Source organism: Providencia sp. PROV209 (assembly GCF_028479485.1).
Taxonomy (GTDB): Bacteria; Pseudomonadota; Gammaproteobacteria; order Enterobacterales; family Enterobacteriaceae; genus Providencia; species Providencia alcalifaciens.
This window is the reverse complement of sequence record NZ_JAMPNR010000001.1, coordinates 38743-60376: the sequence shown is the minus strand read 5'-3', so window position 1 is coordinate 60376 and position 21634 is coordinate 38743. Positions and strand designations below refer to the sequence as shown.

19 protein-coding genes are annotated in these 21634 nt (G+C 36.5%); 13 read left to right on the top strand and 6 right to left on the bottom strand.

The annotated features are described in order from the left end of the window. Positions 1-649: 649 nt before the first annotated feature. On the top strand, positions 650-2845 hold the full coding sequence (locus PR795_RS00265) for an autotransporter outer membrane beta-barrel domain-containing protein (RefSeq protein ID WP_272516545.1): 2196 nt from the start codon (positions 650-652) through the stop codon (positions 2843-2845). A 215-nt stretch (positions 2846-3060) separates the two neighbouring features. Here PR795_RS00265 and PR795_RS00260 read toward each other — a convergent pair whose 3' ends face one another. Further along, positions 3061-3336, bottom strand: a complete 276-nt coding sequence (locus PR795_RS00260) for a sulfite exporter TauE/SafE family protein (protein WP_051459683.1) — start codon at positions 3334-3336, stop codon at positions 3061-3063. A 42-nt stretch (positions 3337-3378) separates the two neighbouring features. On the opposite strand from PR795_RS00260, the gene PR795_RS00255 reads away from it, so the two are divergent. The 3 genes from PR795_RS00255 to PR795_RS00245 all read left to right on the top strand — a co-directional run bounded on the left by PR795_RS00255 (position 3379) and on the right by PR795_RS00245 (position 5235). Beyond that, a complete protein-coding gene (locus tag PR795_RS00255) occupies positions 3379-3759 on the top strand; it encodes a LysR family transcriptional regulator (RefSeq protein WP_272516544.1) in 381 nt (126 codons plus the stop codon). Then, positions 3760-4020: a hypothetical protein gene (locus PR795_RS00250; protein ID WP_272516543.1), complete on the top strand. Its 261-nt coding sequence runs from the start codon at positions 3760-3762 to the stop codon at positions 4018-4020. 285 nt (positions 4021-4305) lie between these two features. Beyond that, positions 4306-5235: a Dyp-type peroxidase gene (locus tag PR795_RS00245; RefSeq protein WP_006661230.1), complete on the top strand. Its 930-nt coding sequence runs from the start codon at positions 4306-4308 to the stop codon at positions 5233-5235. A 207-nt stretch (positions 5236-5442) separates the two neighbouring features. On the opposite strand, the gene zinT is transcribed toward PR795_RS00245, so the two are convergent. From zinT to PR795_RS00230, 3 genes are read right to left on the bottom strand one after another with little or no spacing between them, the layout of a single operon-like run. Beyond that, on the bottom strand, positions 5443-6084 hold the full coding sequence (gene zinT / locus PR795_RS00240; protein ID WP_036968348.1) for a metal-binding protein ZinT: 642 nt from the start codon (positions 6082-6084) through the stop codon (positions 5443-5445). Continuing rightward, positions 6084-6218 (bottom strand): hypothetical protein, encoded by a 135-nt coding sequence (locus PR795_RS00235; protein WP_268244020.1) that lies wholly within the window; start codon positions 6216-6218, stop codon positions 6084-6086. Before PR795_RS00235 ends, zinT begins: the two co-directional genes overlap by 1 nt. Next, positions 6215-6478 (bottom strand): type B 50S ribosomal protein L31, encoded by a 264-nt coding sequence (locus tag PR795_RS00230; RefSeq protein ID WP_006661227.1) that lies wholly within the window; start codon positions 6476-6478, stop codon positions 6215-6217. The genes PR795_RS00235 and PR795_RS00230 overlap by 4 nt, the downstream gene beginning before the upstream one ends. Before the next feature lie 719 nt (positions 6479-7197). Between PR795_RS00230 and PR795_RS00225 the strand changes: the two genes are divergently transcribed. The 6 genes from PR795_RS00225 (at position 7198) to PR795_RS00200 (ending at position 13382) form a co-directional block, all read left to right on the top strand. Next, positions 7198-7464 (top strand): helix-turn-helix domain-containing protein, encoded by a 267-nt coding sequence (locus tag PR795_RS00225; protein ID WP_006661226.1) that lies wholly within the window; start codon positions 7198-7200, stop codon positions 7462-7464. A gap of 238 nt (positions 7465-7702) precedes the next feature. Further along, positions 7703-8236, top strand: a complete 534-nt coding sequence (locus PR795_RS00220) for a fimbrial protein (protein ID WP_006661225.1) — start codon at positions 7703-7705, stop codon at positions 8234-8236. Positions 8237-8391: 155 nt separating this feature from the next. Continuing rightward, positions 8392-10866: a fimbria/pilus outer membrane usher protein gene (locus PR795_RS00215; RefSeq protein ID WP_272516542.1), complete on the top strand. Its 2475-nt coding sequence runs from the start codon at positions 8392-8394 to the stop codon at positions 10864-10866. Between the two features lie 5 nt (positions 10867-10871). Continuing rightward, positions 10872-11591: a fimbrial biogenesis chaperone gene (locus PR795_RS00210; RefSeq protein WP_036964199.1), complete on the top strand. Its 720-nt coding sequence runs from the start codon at positions 10872-10874 to the stop codon at positions 11589-11591. A gap of 9 nt (positions 11592-11600) precedes the next feature. Continuing rightward, a complete protein-coding gene (locus PR795_RS00205) occupies positions 11601-12584 on the top strand; it encodes a fimbrial protein (RefSeq protein WP_272516541.1) in 984 nt (327 codons plus the stop codon). 144 nt (positions 12585-12728) lie between these two features. Next, complete coding sequence (locus PR795_RS00200; protein WP_036975119.1) at positions 12729-13382, top strand: response regulator transcription factor; 654 nt, start codon at positions 12729-12731, stop codon at positions 13380-13382. On the opposite strand, the gene PR795_RS00195 is transcribed toward PR795_RS00200, so the two are convergent. Both PR795_RS00195 and PR795_RS00190 read right to left on the bottom strand, forming a co-directional pair. Continuing rightward, positions 13360-16560 (bottom strand): ATP-binding protein, encoded by a 3201-nt coding sequence (locus PR795_RS00195; protein ID WP_272516540.1) that lies wholly within the window; start codon positions 16558-16560, stop codon positions 13360-13362. The two genes, PR795_RS00200 and PR795_RS00195, sit on opposite strands and share 23 nt — an antisense overlap. Before the next feature lie 91 nt (positions 16561-16651). Beyond that, positions 16652-16987 (bottom strand): helix-turn-helix domain-containing protein, encoded by a 336-nt coding sequence (locus tag PR795_RS00190; RefSeq protein WP_006661219.1) that lies wholly within the window; start codon positions 16985-16987, stop codon positions 16652-16654. Between the two features lie 1218 nt (positions 16988-18205). Between PR795_RS00190 and PR795_RS00185 the strand changes: the two genes are divergently transcribed. The 3 genes from PR795_RS00185 (at position 18206) to PR795_RS00175 (ending at position 21540) form a co-directional block, all read left to right on the top strand. Further along, complete coding sequence (locus PR795_RS00185; RefSeq protein ID WP_181480104.1) at positions 18206-19183, top strand: DUF1852 domain-containing protein; 978 nt, start codon at positions 18206-18208, stop codon at positions 19181-19183. 79 nt (positions 19184-19262) lie between these two features. Continuing rightward, positions 19263-20294 carry a methionine synthase gene (locus PR795_RS00180; protein ID WP_006661217.1) on the top strand — a complete coding sequence of 344 codons (1032 nt, stop codon included), beginning with the start codon at positions 19263-19265 and terminating at the stop codon, positions 20292-20294. Between the two features lie 217 nt (positions 20295-20511). Beyond that, positions 20512-21540 carry an isoaspartyl peptidase/L-asparaginase family protein gene (locus PR795_RS00175; RefSeq protein WP_006658094.1) on the top strand — a complete coding sequence of 343 codons (1029 nt, stop codon included), beginning with the start codon at positions 20512-20514 and terminating at the stop codon, positions 21538-21540. Positions 21541-21634: the final 94 nt, after the last annotated feature.

The following is a 21634-nucleotide window of genomic DNA, read 5'->3' as shown; positions in this document are numbered from 1 at the left end:
CGATATGAAAATGGGGATATGTCTACCTACATCGATGATCTGCTTGTTATAGGGAGAATTTTAGATACTAATGTGAATTATCTGCTGGGTATATATGAGAAAAACAGTTCCTTGTATTAAATATAACCACAGAAAACCCAGCTTATCCTTATTATATTCAATAGGTTCTTTGCAAGCTTCAAGCTTCACCTGTTCGAAAAAAAACTCAATATTAACATTTAAGACTTTAAGTGCTGATACCAAAGCATCTCATAACTCCACGTTTTCCCCAAAAAAAATCAAAGTTATATAAAATCTCTAATTTTATTATGTACCACTAATAAATTAATATTATTTTTAATTAACCTTAATTTATAAACCCTCACTAACCTATACATTCAATGCGTTATATACTCTACGATCAAATAAGTTGTCATCTCTATGATTTCAATTCTGTTGAAATCATAGCCAACCTATTTTTATATATTATCAATAAAATCCTACAAATTAATTTGAAATATTCGAATTGTAAACCTTATTAAACTTTGGATAGAATGTTTCCCTAGCATTTCAATTGTTAATCAATTGTATTAATTGATTAACAACCAAGTTAATTATTTTTTCATTTTCACCATCATACAATCAATTTTATATTCGAGGTCAATTAAATATGTTTAAGGTAAAATTAATTAACATATTAATTCTTTCAGTAATACCAGGAACTGGCTTATCTGCTAGTTTTACCTCAAATGTAGATAAAGGTAATAAAATAAGTAATGAAGTTATTGATGGTATCCAGAATGTCTCAGGAATAATAACTAACAGCATGGTTATCACTAATGGACATCAATATATCAATGCTGGTGGTAGTGCATCACACATTGTACTCAATGGAGGTAAAAGTACAGTGACAGATGCAGCAATCAGTAGCTTCAAAATAATTTCGGGAATTCAAAACCTAGAATCAGGTGCTATTGCTAATAAAACATATATCGGTTCATCAGGCATTCAGCATGTTAATAATGGAGCTATTTCCAATAAAAGTACTTTAGAACATAAAGGAAGACAATTCATAAATGCTGGAGGTAAAGCGGAAGATACAACGGTTAATACTGGTGGAGCACAATATGTGTATGCAGGTGGTTCATCTAATATAACTACTATAAATGGGGGAGCTGTATTTGTTCGCGGTGGCACCGCTACAAACACTACAATCAACAGTGGAAAGCAAGTTGTAACAGATGGTGGTACTACATCAGGAGATACCATTAATAATGGAGGATACCAAAATATTGGTGCTAACGGCAGTGCTTTTAACGTAACTGTCAATGAAGGGGGTCGACAAGATATAAATGCAGGTGGATACGCAAAAGATACTACAGTTATCGGTGGTCGATATGATATTGATCCGACAGCAAAAGGAGAAAATGTAACCTTTAATGGTGGGGTTGGATATGTTTTCAAGAATGGTATTTTGTCTGGATATGCTAAATTAGATAATAGTGCATCGCTTTATTTAGCTGAAAACTCAGATGCTGATATATCATTATCCAACGATAGTAAGCTCTACGTTGTTAATAGTCTAAATACAAAAAATATAGCTTTATCGGATTCATCTGTACATTTCCACTCGCCTCTGGATAGCACATTATCCACCGAGGAATTTAAAACTTTAAATATAAACAAACTGGAATCTAATAACTCATCTTTCTATATGAATGTTGAGGGAATGGATGGCGATTTCCTTAATGTTACTGATTTTTCAGGAAAGAATAACATTGTAAATGTTGCAGGGAGCGGCAAAGAAAGTAGCGATGGATACCACTTGATCCATGCAGGGAATAGTACAAATGATGCATTTAAACTCAATGGAGATAAGGTTGAACTTGGTTCATTTGTTTATACTCTGGAACAAAAAAATGATAATTGGTATCTAAAGCAACATTCAGACCAATTATCTCAATCGGCTAAAAGTGCGTTATCGATCGCATCCTATGCCTCTACTATTTTCACTAATGAATATCATACTATCACTGATAGATTAAATAATAGTATGACCGATATAAATGGAAACCAGGTATGGGGAAGATATATTCATAACGAGTATAGAGTTGATAATGGAGTTAACAATCCCTACAAGTTAAAGCAAAATGGTTTTGAGTATGGTATAGGAAAAACTTTTGATATCAATACTGATAGTCTTAATACTGGCATTTCTTTTGGTATAACAAAAAATGAAATAAAAGAAAAATCAGGAAGTAAATCAGATGTTGATAGCTACTCATTAGGTCTGTATGCATCATATATAAAGGATAACGGTTTTTATTTAGATGCATTAGTCAAAGGAAATTACTTTGATAGTGAAAGTAGCGTCAGATTTAATATGAATAACATCGCGAATACAAGCTTTAAGCAAAAAGGTATTGGCTCTGCGTTTGAAATAGGAAAACAAACTAATTTTAATCATTCATTCATTACTCCCTACGCTAGAATTGAATATTTCTCTGCTAAAAATAAGGAGTTAAAAATGACCAATGGAATGAAAGTGAAATTAGGAAATGATAAATCATTAAAAGCGGAAGCAGGTGTTAAAGCAGGTTACACATTCGATATTGGTGAAAAATCCACATTAACACCTTATATAAAAGCTTCATTTGAAAACGAATTCATTAATGATAATACTGTATTAATCAATGATACCGTAAAACTTAAAAATGATTATTCAGGAAGTATGGGCAACTACCGTGTTGGTCTAGATGCTCGTATTAACAAGAATACATCACTTTATACTGAAGCTAGTTATTCAAAAGGCTCAATGATTGAATCGCCTCTTAATATTAACGCCGGTGTTCGAGTGTTTTTTTAGTCCTTAATCATTATTTTTTCAGAAAGTCCAGTAATTAGGCTGGACTTTCCCTCTTTATTACTCCAACTTTTATTGATGCCCTCTAGTTCTCTTATATCGACTTCCCGCTAAATGCCGACTATTGGATTATATGCTGCCCGCAAAAATTGCCCAGCTAAGTCTCAGCAAGTAGGCCCCCAATTTCATCTAACTTTTCCATCTCTTCAGGTTATGCATCATCTCTCGTTACTGTCCACTTCCCCCATTGAAGCTGCAGGAATACCGGGTAACGAATATGCCAACGTAGCACGCCAGTCCACCTCCCGCCACCACGTCACAATACGTGAGATATTGCCAATAATCGCGGCGATCGCCATTATCGGCATCGCTGATTTAGGACCCAATATATTTACCAATATAGGGAGAAGGATTAAAGAAGACCTTGTACCAACGATTCCACTTAATGCACCCGTGAATATGGCAACGATTGTTATGCAGATATAAATTTCCATGATGTCTCTGATATCCGTCTCAAAGATCACATCTTAAACTGTGTGTTATTATCACAATATCGATTAATACTATCCATTACGATACAAAAACTCACAGGTGAAAAACGTAACCTACCGCCATTAAACGCCCTAAAGTTGTTCGAAACCGCCGCATACTTAAATAGCTTTAGTGCCACCGCTGAAGAGTTAGGTATTACCCACGGTGCTGTGAGTCGTCAGAACAAGTTACTGGAAAAATGGCTTGGGCAACCGCTATTTGAACGTCAGAGACAGCGCAGTGTGGCAACTGAACATGCTCGGGCATTTGCGGCAGAAATTAGTGTAGCCTTCGACATCATTAGTGATGCATCAATACGTTTTGGCAAAACTCAGCATACAAAAGTCATCAGAGTCAATGCCCAAACAACTATCGCGATGCACTGATTGATCCTTCGTCTACCCAATTTCTATCTTCAGCATCCTGATATCGAAATTTCAGTATCGACGTCACATAGCTCAGAAGCAAAAGGGTTATCTGGATTTGCTGTTTTAATTCGCAGGGATGCCCTTGAAAAACCTGAATGGCGTTATTTTGACCGTCGACCATTATTCGAAGAAAAGCTGACGTTGGTTGCACCTGATGTTGACAAGTCATTATCATTAACTTTGTTTTTGGAATGGCTTGAACAAGAAGCATTAAAGTAAAATGACTCCTGTTTAATGATTTTCTGTATTTTTAAAATAATGAAAAAGCCATCAATAGAAGTGTGTTAATACAATGCCCCAGCTTAGCGAGTTTTTGATGATAAATAGTCACACATTTAAATTCAGAAATTCGCGGCAAAATTGGACGATGTTGTTCTCTTGTATCCCTACCCTACCGCCGTTAATACAACAAAAACCTATTTTTTGATATTAAAAAGCATTATGAAAGCGGTGCACCAAGTTGTATCCTAACGTAAATAAAACAGCAGAAAGAGTATAAATCACATGAAATATCAAGATGTAACAAAATCCCCTAGTGAAAACTCTTATTTTCTCGTTTTTAATATAACGGATAAAGATAAGTATCGTGATGAGCTAGTGGAATTTTGTAATAATTTCTCAGGTCTTATTCGTAGTATGAGAACTCGCTTCCCCGCATTAGAAACGAGCTGTGTTATGGGGTTCGGCGCTCAAGCGTGGCAAGCGCTTTTTCCTCAACTCTCTACTCCCAAAGAACTCAGCCCATTTAAAGAAATCAAAGGCAAAAACTTCACTGCCGTTTCTACCCCTGGTGATATCTTCTTCCATATTAGAGCGTTAAATGTCTCAGCCTGCTACGAATTAGCCTCTATTATCAGCCAAAAGCTCGGTGATTTTGTGGAACATGTTGATGAAGTTCATGGGTTCCGCTATATGGATGGTCGTTCTATCATTGGATTTGTCGATGGTACTGAAAACCCTGAAATGGAAGATGAGCGTGTTGATTATGCGGTGATTGGTGAAGAGGATCCTAATTTTATCGGTGGAAGCTACGCCTTTGTCCAGAAATACATTCACGATATGACCGCGTGGCAAAATCTCACCACAGAAGAGCAAGAAAAGGTGATTGGTCGTCATAAGTTTAATGACGTCGAGCTATCCGATCAGCAGAAATTACCAAGCTCTCATAACGTTGTGACCAATATCCAAGATGAGCATGGCGAAGATCTCAAAATCGTTCGTGCGAATATGCCATTTTCTAATCCTTCTAAAAATGAATATGGTACTTATTTCATCGGCTATGCACGATATTTTTCAACAACCCATCGCATGTTGAAAAATATGTTTAGTGGGGCAGATAATGGTGCAACGGATGAATTATTAAAATACAGCACCCCCATCACGGGAACGCTATTTTTCATTCCGCCTCCTTCCATGTTAGATGATATTGAATAATTGATTTTACAGGATGCTAGGAACCAAAGAATTTATCTATTGGTTCCTTTTTGATTTATTACTCGGCATCTTTTCTCTGTGTTTTATTCATCATTATCGCAATATTCTTAATGGCTATCTTTGACACTCTGATGTGCATGATGGCTGATATGCCCCCCAGAATAAACTCTGGGGGTGCAAACGTTAAATAACTAGGCGAATAGATTATCAGTGGTGTTGCATTTCGTGAGCAATATCGTTTCCATTCATCGAATAGGGATAATAAGTCGGCCAATTATCTAACTGAGTCAATAACGCTTCCTGCGACTCATTCCCCATATAAAGATGGAAATGCCCCGCTTTTTCCGGTGCAATAATATGATCACTGAACTGGATAAATTTAGGAGCTTGGCTACTTTTATCTTTACACTCAAATAAGTAGCGAACCCCCTTCTTCCCCGAGGTGTAATTTAAAATCCGATAACCCGCATAATCATATTTACATTGAGTGACCTTATCGCCGCGATGAAACTCAATGATATTATTTTCAATACCAATCATATCCACATCGGTTTTATACCCTTTGGCATAATAAGCTCGATACTCTTCGGCTGTTTTGTCCTTATTCTTTACTGCTTTTGCTTGCATAACAGGATCCAAAGTCCCATCAGCGAGATAAGGTTCAACAGATTGCCAAACACCGTCCCAATCACTCAATTGACGATCTTGAACATCCTTGTCCGCAAAAATACCTTTTGCAGCTTGGCGTTGCGCTTCAGTCTGCGGTTTATCATGATGATGCCCATGTGCCATCACCACGCCACTGAATAAACTGGTTAACAAAACCAATGGAAGCATGTTTTTTGTCATCATACTGCCTCCAATGCCGCTTGAACGCACTGATTTGACTTACAAATTGAGCCGATAAAAATATCGCGACGAGTCATTTTACCATCCTGATAATCTGTTTTTTTCCATGCCAATGAGCATAATACGTGCATCATTTTTCCTCTCTTGTCTGAACAAAATTTCCGAAACGCTTATTAAAGCGAGCAACATTACCTTCCTGAGAATGATTTTTCTGCTTACCGGTATAGAACGGATGAGAGTGAGAGGAGACATCAAGGGTCACATAGGGATAATTTTGCCCTTCAAATTCAACGGTTCTCTCTGTTTTTATCGTTGATCCAACTTTGAAATACACATCAGCAGCGGTATCGTGAAAAATCACTGTCCGGTAATCCGGATGAATATTCGGCTTCATAGCCATCTCCATTTGTTATGTTATAATATAACATTAATATTTTTTTTCATCGTTGACTACTCTTTTTTAGCCTTAATATTTCTATGGTTTACTCGGCTTATTGGCTGATGATTAAAAATACCAAGCAGTACGATCGGAAAGTCGAACGCGTGCAATGAAGCAAATCCAAGTCAAAGTTGATGGCGAAAATTGCAGTCAATGATGGTCAATGAAAGCGTTTTATGATCAATAGCAATTCATTTGTATAAGACGAGGATTAAGGTAAAAGCAATTCTAAACTTTCGATTTTGATCACATTTGACACGTCGCTATCACTCTGCCCGTAAAAATTCACAATTTAAAACATCATGTTAATTGTATATTTCTCATCAAGGGCGCCAATTTGACCGTATTTAATCCGGCATAACTACTATTAGGTTACTATTTAGATAAAACAACTGTATTTTTGAATTAGTGAGGATAAACATCCATATTTAATCACGACGTTTACCTGAAAAATGATGTTACTCTCAGTGATTGTTTCATTAAATTTAATATATAAATATAAAATTAACCGAATGTGGTCTAAACCTTATAAATTTAATAAAAAAATTTAATCATTTTTTTTATTTCTTACTCGTCTACGCATTTGAGGTTTTTCCTTTATTTAATTAGAATTTTTGCCTGTTGATGTTAAACACTACTCAACCTCAAACTTATATGTCATGAAGGAAATAAAAATGACAGGAAAATATCCTATTGCCAAAATAGTGGGGAGCAGAATAAAAACACTTAGAAAAGAGTATGGGTTAACAGGAACAGAAATTGCAGCATATTTAAATGTGAGTCAACAACAGTTTTCTCGTTATGAACGTGGTATCAATAGAATTGATATAGACTCATTAGTCATGATAGCTGACTTTTTCAAGGTGAGCATACATTACTTTTTTGAAGATATTTCAACAATACAAATAAATAATTGGATGGTGATTACAGAAACGTATTAATAAGCAATTGCATTAGACCTAGCAAGCTGTAGCTTTTAAGGATCCCCTTATATTTATTTATCCTCTTCAAGAATAATCTATGTTCATGTTTTTGGGCGCTATAAATCGTTAAAATTAATGAACACTTAGATTTCCATCACATCACTGTGATACCAATATATATTGGCATCACATTATTAACCAACTAAGGCAAAGTCTTAGTTTATTAAAATTAGTACTATCTATTAAGGATTTAAAAATGAAAAAGATGTTATTAGCCTCTTCTGTTATCGCATTAACTTTAGGTGCGGCATCCACTGCATTTGCAGCAGATGTAGGAAGCGGTACTATTGAATTTAATGGCACAGTGAATACTGGTGCTTGTTCAGTTGCACCATCGTCAATCAACAAAGAAGTTCAATTAGGTTCGGTACCCGCAGTATCATTAAAAACTGCGGGTGCACAAGGTCCTAATGTAGACTTCACATTAGAGTTATCTAACTGTGTATTAGATCCATCTGCAAGCGGCACAGATTTTTCTAAAGTAAAAGTCAGCTTTACGGGGCAGATGGATCCTGCGGGTAACTTATGGGCAAACAGCGGTACTGCACAAAATGTTGGCGTATTATTCCAAAATGATGCAGGTCAAAGCATCAAGTCAGGCGATACTATTACCCAAAACATGATTGCAGGGGCAAATACCATTAATTTATCTGCACGTATGCAAGCGTTAGGTCAAGCGACTTCGGGGTCTGTTAAATCAACCGTGGCTTACGTTTTAGATTACCAATAATTTTTAAGATTAATATTATATATATCATTATATTAAATTTTAATTAGTAATTAATTTACTGGGTATGCTGTATCTTGTGGTTATAGCATATCCAGATTTATTGAATTTATAAAAAATAAAAACAATATTTTTATCGCATACTCTGGTCAATAAAAATGAACAAATTTAAAAAAAACATAGTAACTAGTTTAATTTCTAGCTTATTTATATATACAAACTATGTTAATGCGGACTCTGTTCAATTTAATCAGGATGCTTTGTCTATTTCAGGTGACACTAATATTGATTTAAGTTCATTTGAAAAAGGAACCGCACAGGAAGGCGCTTATTTCTCTAATGTCTCTGTCAATGGTCGAAGAATAAACTTTTTTGATAAAATCGATTTTCTCAAAAGAGATGGCGTCGTACAGCCTTGTATTTCAAAAAATCTAATAGAAACTATCGGTCTAAAAAAAGAATTTATCGATAAGATACCTACGTGGGCAGAAGGTCAATGCTATGACTTATCTGTTCAAGATAACAATATTACATCGCACTTTGATGATGAAAAGCAAGAGCTCGCATTATCAATACCACAAGCCTACTTCTTATATTCAGATGAAAACTGGGTGCCTCCAATGCAACGTGAAGTGGGTATTAATGCACTTGTATTAGATTATAATATTATTGAAAACTACATCAAATATAAAAATACGCAAAATACAAATAACTTAAGCTCATTTGGAACCATTGGCGCTAACGTTGGGCGCTGGAGGCTACGGAGTAATTATCAATTCCAAAAAGATTTTAATGACAGTAAGAATGATAATTTCAAATGGGTTCAAACATATATTTTTACTGATTTACCCGATTTATCGGCTAAATTTTTTGCCGGAAAATATTATACTGCGAGTCAAATTTTTGATTCCGTACGCTTCAATGGTGTCAGTGTTTTTACTGATGATAATATGCTACCTGCAGCTCTAAGAGGTTATGCTCCGAATGTAACAGGAACCGCAACGAGTAATGCAACTGTCGTTATCTCTCAGAATGGTCGTATATTAAACCAAGTCAAAGTTGCGCCTGGACCTTTTTCAATTGATAACTTAAGTTCTGCTTTATCTGGAACATTAGATGTAAAAATAACCGAAGAAGATGGGTCGGTGAGAGAGTACCAAATATCATCAACAAATATCCCATTTTTAACCCGACCTGGCATGTTGCAATATAAATTAAATGCCGGTCAATTAGCCCCAATGGATGATAAAAATGTCGATAATAACTTTATCTCAACCGAATTTTCTTGGGGATTATTGAACAACTTATCCGCCTTTGGTGGATTATTTGCAACATCAGATAACGAATACCATGCATATAATGCAGGTATAGGCTTAAATATGGAGCGTTTTGGCGCCATATCATTTGATATTACACAGTCTAAAAATCGTTTACATACGACGAACTCAGGTACTGGAGAAAGTTATAGAATCAACTATGCAAAACGATTTTCCAATTCGAGTCGACTTGATTTAACGGGATATCAATTCTCAAATGAAGGATTTATGTCCGTCAATAATTTTATTTATACAAAAGGTAATCCAACGAATCTTAATTTTCGCCAAAAAAATGTTTTTACGACCTCATTTACGCAACAAATTCCTGATTTAAATTCAGATGTGAGTTTAAGCTATTCGAGAGAAAGTTATTGGAATGAATCTAAAAGCAATGATACGTTAAACTTATCATTCAATAAAACGATTAAGAATGATTTTTTTGATAATGCACTTTTATCATTATCTATTAGCGAAAGTAGCTATGTGAAAGGCAAACGATCTAAACAAGCTTATCTTTCATTAAGCGTTCCTTTTGGTGGCGAAAAAAATTCACGTTTACAATATTTTGGTTCTTACAACGACCGTGATAAGAAATACAGTAATAACGTTAGCTACTATACAAATATAGACAACAATAACGTCAGTTTAGGGCTATCAACAAGAGACTTTTTTGATAATACAACATTAAACACGTCGATATATCGTGATACTCAATATGGTACGGCCCAAATGACGGGTTCATATGGTAGTGATTATCGTACCTTAAGTGGGTCGTTAAATGGCTCATTAACCGTTACGCGTCAAGGCCCTGTGTTACATCGCAGAGTATATGATAATCAGGCAAGAATGGTTATTGATACTGATAACGCTAAAGATGTTTCTATCAATCAAGATGAGTCGATTACCAATAGATTTGGCTTAGCGGCAATTAGTAATGTACCAACATACTACAAATCCACTCAGTATATTGATCTGAATAGTGTTCCTGACAATGTCAATATCGATGATAGCGTGATTGAATCAACATTAACGGATGGCGCGGTTGGCTATGCAAAACTCAATACGATTATGGGTGAAAAAGCGTTAATGACTATTCACTTTCCTGATGGAAAAACACCACCGTTTGGTGCTTTAGTTTATGACTCAGCAAAAGATACTGTATTAGGGATGATAGCAGAAGACGGTCAAGTTTATTTGACGGGAATTCAACCGAATCAAAAATTAACCATTAAATGGAATGGTGGGCAATCATGTCAATTAGTGATTGGAAACCAAAACATCCAAAATATTCATAATGTAATTTGTAATAAAGAATAAATACCATGAGAAAATTTAAATTAATTATTAGTAGTCTATTATTAGCATGCACATGTGCACATGCCTCAATCTCAGCCGATCGTACGCGGGTTATTTATGATGAAGCCAGTAAAGGTGTGAGTATTGTGGTTGAAAATACGGATAATAAAGATCCTTTTTTAGTGCAATCATGGATTGAGAATGAAAATGGTCATAAAATTAATGAACCATTAATTGCATTACCACTATTACAGCGCCTTGATCCTAAGCAAAAGAAACAGGTGAGAATCAGCGCATCAAAAAATACTCTTAACGCTGCGACAGATAAAGAAACTTTATTCTATTTTAATATCTTAGGGATCCCCCCGAAAAGTGAAATGGAAAATGCAGTTGAGATTGTTATTCAATCACGATTTAAACTTTTTTATCGCCCGACAGGATTAAAAAAATACCCTGATAATAATTGGCAAAAAGAGTTAAAAGTTGAAAAAACAGGTAACGCATTAAAACTTATCAATCCAACGCCATACCATGTTGTTGTGATTAACATTAATGACAATTTGAGCAAAGTTGATAATTTCCAAGAGATTATCATTAAGCCAAATAGCACTTCAGTGTATTCATTACCCGATAACAAAACAAAATCACCGAAAATGGTCGTAACGTATATTGATGATTATGGCTCGCCAAAGCTATTAAATTACACCTGCCAAAGTACAACCTGTACATTGGTTAATGATAAATAGGAAGAAATGATGACCCCCTATTTTAAGAAAGTCGTACCCATTATTTTATGTTGCTTCTCATTTTTGAGCGTTAATGCCTTTGGCGCAGTATCAAATTGTCAGCCTAGTTATGGTGACTTTATTCAGGAAAATATTACCTTTGATATTACAAGTAGCAGTACCTCTATTGCATCAGGAACGACATTAGGAACAGCATCATCTTCATTTATGTCTCTCAAATGTGATTTTACAGGCAGTGTAGCAACGCCTAATCATGTTTACTTTAAAAATGCCCTCGCTGCGGAAACAAAAACGCTTTTACTTAACAGCGGGGTTACGGTGACTCAGCGAAGTGCAATTGGTGGTGGTACAACTGCCACCGTTACAAACGCAAGTGTTCCTGACCTAGATTTAGGATATTGGACTCAACCGGCGACAGGAACCTCGTTAAATATAGGTATCATGTATAATTTTGCCGTCATAAAAGGGACTAATGCTTTGAAACCCTTTGATACGGGCAATGTTCTATTGGGATATCATGTAGATTATCAAGGTAAATACCTTGGAGCTCTTGTTTATATACGTATTGTAGGTAATTTAACATTGCTTTGCCCTACGCCGGCAGTCAGTGTAACCGCATCAAATGGTGGTAGTGTTAACTTTGGAACGATTTCACCGAAACAAATGAACGCAGGTGAAGTCGTGAGTCGCACATTTAACCTGGGGATGGCGGTTCCTCAAAATTGTGAAACTGGGTTAAATGTTTCAGTGCGATTTGAACCTAACAATAATACGGTATTGGGAAACAAATACCTTGATATAGGGAACGGATTGCAAACTGTTATCAAAAGTAACGCAACAGAATTAAATTTTAATCAAAACTATGCGATTGGTGAAATTAAGCCTCAATCTCCTGTAAATGTACCTTACACTGCCACCTTAAGTAAGATTAATGGACAAACAATAACCTCAGGTCCCTTTTCGAAAACCATACGCGTTGTTGTTTCTTATTAGTCACCTTGACCACCTGTTATGATAAAAATGTCTATCACAGGTGGTCTGCATTCAAAAATATAACCTTAAATAGACAGTCACCATTTGACATTTTTTCGGCGTTGTTATACTAAATATCAAGCCCCCTCATAAGGAGTAACTTAGATGAAAAAGTTAACCTTAGTCCTCGTCGATGACCATCCAATTGTCCTATCGGGATTAAAAAAAACATTATCCCAATCACTCCATTTTTCTATTGAAGGGGAATTTACGAATGATTCCGATCTGTTTGCTTTTTTAAATAGCCACACTGTTGATGTGATTGTGACTGATTACATGATGCCCAATAACACACTATCCAGTGATGGGCAAAATTATATCCAATTTCTACGCCGAAAATACCCAAACACTGCATTGGTCGTATTAACGATGATCTCCAATCCAATGATTATCCAAACTTTATATGACAACCATGTCAATGCTGTTGTCTCGAAAGAAGCGCCATTGCCAGAATTAATCAAAGCAATCACTTTAGCCGGTCAAGGAAAGCAATATCGCCAGCCTATTGTTGATTTAACGACAACAATGAAAAGCCGCAATGCCTCCACACTGGATGAAAGAGTGAAAACACTTTCGCCTCGTGAGTTAGAGGTATTGCGATTATTTGTCCAAGGTAAGCCGATTGTTGAAATTGCGAAGCTGCTCAACAGAAGTGATAAGACGATTAGCCTACAAAAAAATGCGGCAATGCGTAAATTAAGAGTTGAAAATAACCAAGCACTGATTAGCTATTGCATTACGCACCATTTATTTGATTAAGCTGATTTAGCCAATGGGTTAATTCATCACAAATCGCGGTATAGGACTCCGCTATATTGGATTCTGTTAACTGTTCTTCTAGTACTTGAAGTTTACTGGCTAGGTCACGTTGTTTTACACTGACTAAAGCCCCCCGAATACGATGAGAAAGCTGTTTTACAACGTCGATATTATTATCATTTACGGCTTGGTAAAGGGCATGAATATCAGCCGTAAAATGTTGAATAATATTCGCTCTATCACTGCTATCAAGTGGATTAATCAACGCCATCGTGACTGTATCCGAAGATATAATTGGAGAATAGATAGGGAAAAAACGATTAAATAATTTGACTAACGTTTCTAGCTCAATGGGCTTCACTAGCCAAGTGTCCATTCCTGCGGCTAAACAGCGCTCCTCTTCATCCTTTAAGCCATTGGCTGTTACACCAATAATTGGACACGTTTCACCTTCACTACGCAATTGCTTAGTTAATTCATAGCCATTGCGATAAGGCATATTAACGTCAGTTAAGATAATATCGATCACTTGATTATCCCAAACGACTAAAGCTTCCTCACCATCACTTGCCATAAAGACTTCACAACCGAGTAATTCTAATTGTTCTTGAAGCGTAACTTGGTTAATCGGATTATCTTCTGCCACTAAAACTCGCAAAGAATATTCATTAGCATATGAAGGTGTTTGTAATATTGGGCATGTTAAGGGTAATGCTGAGTTATCTTCATCCTTTAATAAAAAGAGCTGTTGATTAAATTCCGATAAACGAAAACTTGCATCATCGCTGACCCATATCTTTCCATGCCAATCTTGAGGTAAAGAGAAATCCTGAATTAATATACTGACAGCAATAACCGATGATGTGTCTTCAGGTAATTCCGCTTCAGTCAAATAAACGTTTGCCCCCCATTGAATTAACCAATTATAAATATTATCGGTTAATAATGGGTCGATTGTTCGTAGCCAGATATTCGAGCCAGCTAAACTTTTCCACTGCATATTGTTTTGATCGAATTCTAACGGTAAAGTAATTTGGAAAGAGCTACCAACCATAAGTTCACTGGTTACGCTAATTTCTCCCCCCATAAGTTTTACTAACTCGGCACAGATAAATAAGCCTAAACCAGTACCACCATAGGTATGCTGCCCAGAGTGAGCTTGATAGAAAGGCTCAAACAGTTTTTCTTGCTGTTCTTGGCTGATTCCCACACCGGTATCATTGACAAACAATATTATATTGTTATTTGTACCATTCCTTAATTCAATCGTGATCTTTCCATTATGAGTAAACTTAATAGCATTACTGACTAGATTACCAAATATTTGTTGTAGCCTTGTAGCATCACCGATTCTGGCAGCATAGATATTGGGATCAATAATAGCAAATAGCAGTAACTTTTTCTGCTGAGCCAGACCTTGATATAACTGAACGGTTTGTTGTATTAAATCGAGTAGATCAAATGATTTGTGTTGAATATGGATTTGATTAGCTTCCATTTTACTGATATCAAGAATATCCCCAATCAGGTGCATTAATAACTGAGACGTTGTTGACATCCTATCAATAAAGTGTTTTTGCTTAGGTGATAACGCGGTGTTTTCTAATAATTCTAATGTCCCGATAATGCCATAAAGTGGCGTGCGTATCTCATGGCTCATTGTGGCTAAGAAATTAGACTTTGCTTGATTCGCTTCTTCTGCAAGGCGTTTAGCATGATTAAGCTGTTTTTCAGTTTCAGCTTGTATTGTGATATCGGTAAATGCGCATAAAATAACAGGGCGCTGCTGATACTGAGTTGCAGTACTCACAATATATAATACGTGTCCCCCTGATTTTAAAACAGTTGTCACTTGTTTCTGATCAGAAATAACACGGCTTAATAGTTCATTATATACAATGGAATCGTGAGGGAAATTTGTATTGGGTATATTTAACCAATGCTGGGCGAGCACATTTGCAAAACGAAGATCTTGAGTTTCTTTATCAATAACGCAAAGCCCAATCGGCGTTGTTGCAATCAATGTTTGATTAAACGCTTCGCTTTCAACGATAACTTGCTGAGAAAGTATTGCTGGCTGTAGAATTTTTCTATGGTACCACTGCTTATATCCCCAACCACATAAAAGGCTAAAAAGTAGAGATATAACAAAACTAATAGGTAACCACATATTATCTTCGAAAAATGCAGCATAACTAATTCTGTAATAGCCTATCCAATCTGTGTCTTTAAAACTTAGCTTCATGACTAAGCCATTTTGAGTATAAAAAATACCTTCTGATGGCTCAACAGGCACTGGAGAATCCCCTAGTAATAAACCAAAATCATCATGTAATAACCAGAATTCATGCCTCAATGTTGGGTTCAATACTTTTTCGAGCACACTGAGATGATCTTTACTTAATAGAGAAACTGCATAAATATTCTTAGGGGAGAGATGCGCATTTTGCCATAAATTAGCATCAAAACCTGCGGGAACGATACCCAGCAAGTTATTTTTAAATTTATCTGCTTTTAGCCAAATAACGGGCATTTCTTGTCCGTCGTGTTGTATGCTAGCAAACCGTTTATTTATTAATGGTACATTATCTCTAATGCTATCGGTGACTGCACGAAACAATTCAGGAGATATGGCGCTATTCCCCATTAGCGTGCCTACGGATGGGACACTAATACTGATATAGTCATGCTCATTAATAAAGAACACCGCAGCCGCAGGGTAGTATGATCGCCCCCAAAATGTGGAGTAAAAATCAGCTAAATATGCGCCGAGTGAAAATAAGATACTCGGGACTCTCGAACACTCTAAATTGTTGCCACACGCTAACGTAAATGGCATTGCGACTATAGATTCTTTTCCTTCTAGCAGTCTTAATGGCCAATCTTTCGGTAAAAACTGATCATTTATTGAATAAGTTCGACTTTCAAGCAGTTCTGATAAATCCTGATTTTGTTTATTTAATGCTTTTAAAAAAACTTCTTGTTCGAGCAAATAACCAATAAAGGATTTGAATTCGACTTCTAATCGTCGAGTTTCATGGTGAACGATTCTATTGGCACTCCAGAATAATGTTGCGATTAATACCAACAAAAGAGGCAGAGTCACTGTTAATATACTATTAGCACGCCCAGAGCTGCGTGTTATACGAGAAAAAGCAGTGGGTAATTTATTTGGCATAGTACTATTCTCTGCTATGATAGGTCTAATCCAATATATTTATATTAATATAAGATAAGCCAACTAAACAGAAAAGTTTTAGCTTTAATACCTATACAATTGCTGATGTATAATAATCTTTTAAATCATCAAGTTCCCAGCCGAATCCGTTTAAACCTGAAATATACATCGATAATTTAGGGTGGCGCCCAATGGTATAAAATAATCGATGATAAAAATCGGGGAAGTTAACCTCAATAATTAATAAATATTTAAATAATACATCAACAGTGAGAGCATTCTCACCACGCTCGTATCGAGATAATTGTTGTTGACTAATACCTAACTTTTTTGCAACACACTCCCCACTAACTCCCTTTTCTATGCGGTATTCCTGCATACATTTTCCTATCAGTTGACTGATATAATATAATTTTTCTTTTTTCATAAGAGATAACGACCTTAGTGTCATAAATTAAACCTACTTCCTAACCCTCAAATTATAGCTAGGTAGATAGCCCTATAATATAAGGTATTCCTTATTCGATAATGAATATTGCTAGTTTCACAATAGTGATGTAATCAAATAGATTCATTAAATATTTTTATCTTTATGGCTATGGATTATTTTATACAATATACATGTAGAGTTAAGTTTACATATGATTTCAAATCTTTCATATTAGATCATATTTTATTTAAATATTTATCAAGCACAACAACCTATTATAAATAATAATATTCTGTTTTTTTTAATTCCAAACACTACTTTCTTATATATAAAAACTTATAATTTCAATTAAAAATAAAATAAGGCACTCATTCACACGCAAATAATGAGTGATGATAAATACTATTTTTACGTTTATCATTTACATTGAGATTTAAAATATACTCATATGATTTTTAAGATAAAAAATATAAATTGACACGATAACCCCAATTGACATTAGGCCCCGAGTCTTAAATTTATGATTTTTTATAACTTAAAAATCAGGTAGCTAACCAACTTAGTTTGACAAAAATCACTTAACAACCCCATCGCATCCATGAAAATCTTTCACATTAAATGCTATTTTATTCTGTCTTGCATATTATTTAACCATAAAAATAAAAATGAAAGAAAACCCATTTAAAATCAATTCATTGTATTAACCTATCACAATTTATTCTGAAATAAATAACCTTTCAAATAAATTAACACAACATTAACAAACATACATTTATTCCTTCGGAAAAAGTGTAAAACATTATTTACCCTCAATTTACTCTATTAACTTTCTATTCTATAGAGCAGGATTAAATGAAGATAGATTAAAAATAAAATGCTAAGAAATGAATCTTTTTTAAGATGATTCTTAAGAGAAACAAATATATTATCTAGTAGAGATAAACTCAAAAAATGCAAGTCAAATTAACGCCCCTCCTCACAAGGGAATGCCTTTAGAATCACACCCATTTATCCCCCCTATTTTATCATCATGAAATTTGTTCATGTTGGTAATGAAATTAAGTCGCTTTCTCTCCCTTCCTCACTCTGGCATAAATTAAACATATTAACTTACTGGCAACATAAGATTGATGAATGAGAAAACAGGCAACTTCTCGGCAATCAAGCAGTGAACGCCGTTTTCCTATTAGAGTTACAGCTAGGATGCAGAATACGATGAATACACACTTTACCTTTAACATTACACGCAGCCTTTTTGATGAAAACTATAATCCATCAGAAAATACGCGAATTACGACGAACTTTGCTAATTTAGCGCGAGGCAAAAACCGTCAAGAAAATTTACGTAACACACTGACGATGATCAACAACCGCTTCAACTCACTGGTCTTTTGGGATAACCCTACAAGCGACCGCTATGCTGTTGAACTGGAAATTATCTCTGTAGAAATGAACATCAAGGAGAAAGGCAGCACTTTCCCAGTGATTGAAATTTTAAAAACTAACATTATCGATCAGAAAACTCAGCAGCGAATTGAAGGCATTGTCGGGAATAACTTTTCATCTTATGTGCGGGACTATGATTTTAGCGTGTTACTGCTGGAACATAATAAAGATAAAGCTGAGTTTAGCATTCCAAATAAATTTGGCTGCTTACATGGCAATATTTTCAAGTCTTTTATTCATTCCAATGAGTACAAAGCCAATTTTACTAAATCACCAGTGATCTGTTTGAGCGTTTCTAATAGAGAGACTTACCATCGTACAGGAAATCAGCACCCTATATTAGGTATTGAATATCAGCCATCTAATGCCTCTTTAACAGAGCAATACTTCGCCAAAATGGGCTTACAAGTCCGTTACTTTATGCCGAAAAATAGTGTTGCCCCTTTAGCTTTTTATTTTACGGGAGACTTGCTGAGCGACTACACCAACATTGAGTTAATCAGCACTATCAGCACAATGGAAACATTCCAAAAAATTTACCGTCCTGAAATTTATAATGCCAACGCGGTGGCGGGAGAATACTACCAGCCAAGCCTGAATCAACAGGATTATTCATTAACCAAAATTGTCTATGACCGAGAAGAGCGCAGCCAACTCGCCATTGAGCAAGGGAAATTTACTGAAGAACACTTCATTAAACCCTATCAAAACATTCTGGAAAAATGGTCTGCACAGTATTCGGCTTAATAGAGCGCATCGATTTAGAAAATCAATTCGCTTTCACAAAATAACGCATAACTAAAAATAAAATAAAAGGTCACCTGTCATGAAAAGATTATTACCCACTTCAACTGCCGGTAGCTTACCTAAGCCATCTTGGTTAGCAGAACCAGAAAAACTCTGGTCGCCATGGAAATTGCATAACGAAGAACTTATCGCAGGCAAACAAGATGCGCTACGTTTATCACTCGATGACCAACTGCGCGCTGGGATCGATATCGTCAGTGATGGCGAACAAACTCGTCAACACTTTGTCACGACCTTTATTGAGCATTTGAGCGGTGTCGATTTTGAGAAGCGTCAGGTCGTTAAAATTCGCGACCGTTACGATGCCAGCGTACCGACCGTGGTCGGTGCAGTCGCTCGTCAAAAACCCGTGTTTGTAGAAGATGCCAAGTATTTACGCCAGTTAACCGACAAGCCGATAAAATGGGCATTACCCGGTCCAATGACCATGATTGATACACTCTATGACAATCATTATAAAAGTCGTGAAAAATTAGCGTGGGAATTTGCCAAGATTCTTAACCAAGAAGCGAGAGAGTTAGAAGCTGCGGGGGTCGATATTATCCAGTTTGATGAACCAGCATTTAACGTGTTTTTTGATGAGGTAAACGACTGGGGAATTGCTGCGCTAGAAAGAGCCATTGAAGGGCTGAAATGTGAAACAGCGGTACATATCTGTTATGGATATGGTATCAAAGCCAATACCGATTGGAAAAAAACGCTAGGTTCAGAATGGCGACAATACGAAGAAGCTTTCCCAAAACTGCAAAGCTCAAACATTGATATTGTTTCTCTAGAATGCCACAACTCCAATGTACCAATGGATTTAATTGAACTGATCCGCGGAAAGAAAGTGATGGTCGGCGCCATTGATGTGGCAACAAATACCATAGAAACGCCGGAAGAAGTCGCCAATACCTTGCGAAAAGCTCTTCAATTTGTTGATGCAGATAAGCTGTACCCATCAACCAACTGTGGCATGGCGCCATTATCGCGCGACGTTGCTAGAGGTAAGCTCAATGCCTTAAGCGCGGGTGCGGAGATTATCCGAAAAGAGCTTGCTACAAAGTAAATTACCCATCATTTGGCGATCTCACCATCGCCAAATATCAAAACGCGTCCTCTTCATAACCACTCATTTTCTGTCTTGTCTTACTGAAATTCCAAGCAATTATTTCAATCACTCTCACAGAACTTACCGAACAATATTGTTAGCTATCTATTTTCAATCCTATACTTTTTTTGCTCAAAAAGTGACTAATAACTAAATAACTGGAAGGATATAACACATGAAATTATCTCTACTAGGATGTTTATTTGCAGCTTCATTTTCTTTGCACGCTTATGCAGCAAGCGAGCCACCAATCCGATTAGTGATCCACGGGGGAGCCGGTACTATTACAAAAAACACTATCACTCCCGAACAAGAAAAAGAGTATCAAGAAAAGCTCACACAAGCGTTGGAAGCCGGCTATGCCGTACTCAACAAAGGAGGCAGCAGCCTCGATGCAGTTCAAGCATCGATCAATGTCATGGAAGATTCCCCACTGTTTAACGCAGGGAAAGGGGCGGTATTTACCCATGAGGGTAAAAATGAAATGGATGCTTCTATTATGGATGGTAGCAACCGCAAAGCAGGTGCTGTCGCGGGCGTCACCAATATCAAAAATCCGATTAATGCCGCTTATGCCGTCATGACCAAAAGCCCTCACGTCATGATGGTATCTAAAGGTGCGGAACAATTCGCGGCAGAACAAGGCCTTGAAATTGTTGATCCATCCTACTTTCGTACCGACTTCCGATGGGAACAGCTCCAAAAAGCAAAAGAAAAAGAGAAAGTGGTTCTCGATCACGATGGCAAAAATGCGGCTCTCTTTGTTGACCCGATGATGTATGACTATAAATATGGCACTGTTGGCGCGGTCGCACTCGATAAAAACGGCAATATTGCGGCAGGAACCTCCACGGGCGGCATGACTAACAAACGCTTTGGTCGCGTTGGTGACTCTCCAATTATTGGAGCGGGTAACTATGCAGACAATAACACTGTCGCAGTTTCCGCCACCGGCTCTGGTGAAATGTTTATCCGCACAGCCACCGCACATAACATTGCCGCTCAAGTCAAATACAACAAAACCCCGATTGACCAAGCAGCCCGTAATGCACTGGATGAAGTCAAAGAGCTCAACGGAAGTGGTGGAGTGATTGTGTTAGATAAATCAGGTAACTATGCCATGGAGTTTAACTCTGAAGGCATGTATCGCGGAACAATCGGTAATGATGGTAAACCGCAAGTCGCGATTTATAAAAACGATTAAGTTCCTCGCATTTAAATTCGCTACGTCATAAAAATACAAAAGCCCACCAATGTGGGCTTTATAACCTTGATTTACAACCTATTCCTTATAGATT

Bases quoted from the DNA above. Each gene is read 5' to 3' on its own strand.
- PR795_RS00260 (WP_051459683.1), bottom strand. From the start codon at position 3,336: ATGGAAATTTATATCTGCATAACAATCGTTGCCATATTCACGGGTGCA.
- PR795_RS00210 (WP_036964199.1), top strand. From the start codon at position 10,872: ATGAGAAAATTTAAATTAATTATTAGTAGTCTATTATTAGCATGCACA.
- zinT (WP_036968348.1), bottom strand. From the start codon at position 6,084: ATGACAAAAAACATGCTTCCATTGGTTTTGTTAACCAGTTTATTCAGT.
- PR795_RS00215 (WP_272516542.1), top strand. From the start codon at position 8,392: ATGAACAAATTTAAAAAAAACATAGTAACTAGTTTAATTTCTAGCTTA.
- PR795_RS00265 (WP_272516545.1), top strand. From the start codon at position 650: ATGTTTAAGGTAAAATTAATTAACATATTAATTCTTTCAGTAATACCA.
- PR795_RS00225 (WP_006661226.1), top strand. From the start codon at position 7,198: ATGACAGGAAAATATCCTATTGCCAAAATAGTGGGGAGCAGAATAAAA.
- PR795_RS00190 (WP_006661219.1), bottom strand. From the start codon at position 16,987: ATGAAAAAAGAAAAATTATATTATATCAGTCAACTGATAGGAAAATGT.
- PR795_RS00180 (WP_006661217.1), top strand. From the start codon at position 19,263: ATGAAAAGATTATTACCCACTTCAACTGCCGGTAGCTTACCTAAGCCA.
- PR795_RS00200 (WP_036975119.1), top strand. From the start codon at position 12,729: ATGAAAAAGTTAACCTTAGTCCTCGTCGATGACCATCCAATTGTCCTA.
- PR795_RS00220 (WP_006661225.1), top strand. From the start codon at position 7,703: ATGAAAAAGATGTTATTAGCCTCTTCTGTTATCGCATTAACTTTAGGT.
- PR795_RS00235 (WP_268244020.1), bottom strand. From the start codon at position 6,218: ATGATGCACGTATTATGCTCATTGGCATGGAAAAAAACAGATTATCAG.
- PR795_RS00185 (WP_181480104.1), top strand. From the start codon at position 18,206: ATGAATACACACTTTACCTTTAACATTACACGCAGCCTTTTTGATGAA.
- PR795_RS00175 (WP_006658094.1), top strand. From the start codon at position 20,512: ATGAAATTATCTCTACTAGGATGTTTATTTGCAGCTTCATTTTCTTTG.
- PR795_RS00230 (WP_006661227.1), bottom strand. From the start codon at position 6,478: ATGAAGCCGAATATTCATCCGGATTACCGGACAGTGATTTTTCACGAT.
- PR795_RS00195 (WP_272516540.1), bottom strand. From the start codon at position 16,560: ATGCCAAATAAATTACCCACTGCTTTTTCTCGTATAACACGCAGCTCT.
- PR795_RS00205 (WP_272516541.1), top strand. From the start codon at position 11,601: ATGACCCCCTATTTTAAGAAAGTCGTACCCATTATTTTATGTTGCTTC.
- PR795_RS00245 (WP_006661230.1), top strand. From the start codon at position 4,306: ATGAAATATCAAGATGTAACAAAATCCCCTAGTGAAAACTCTTATTTT.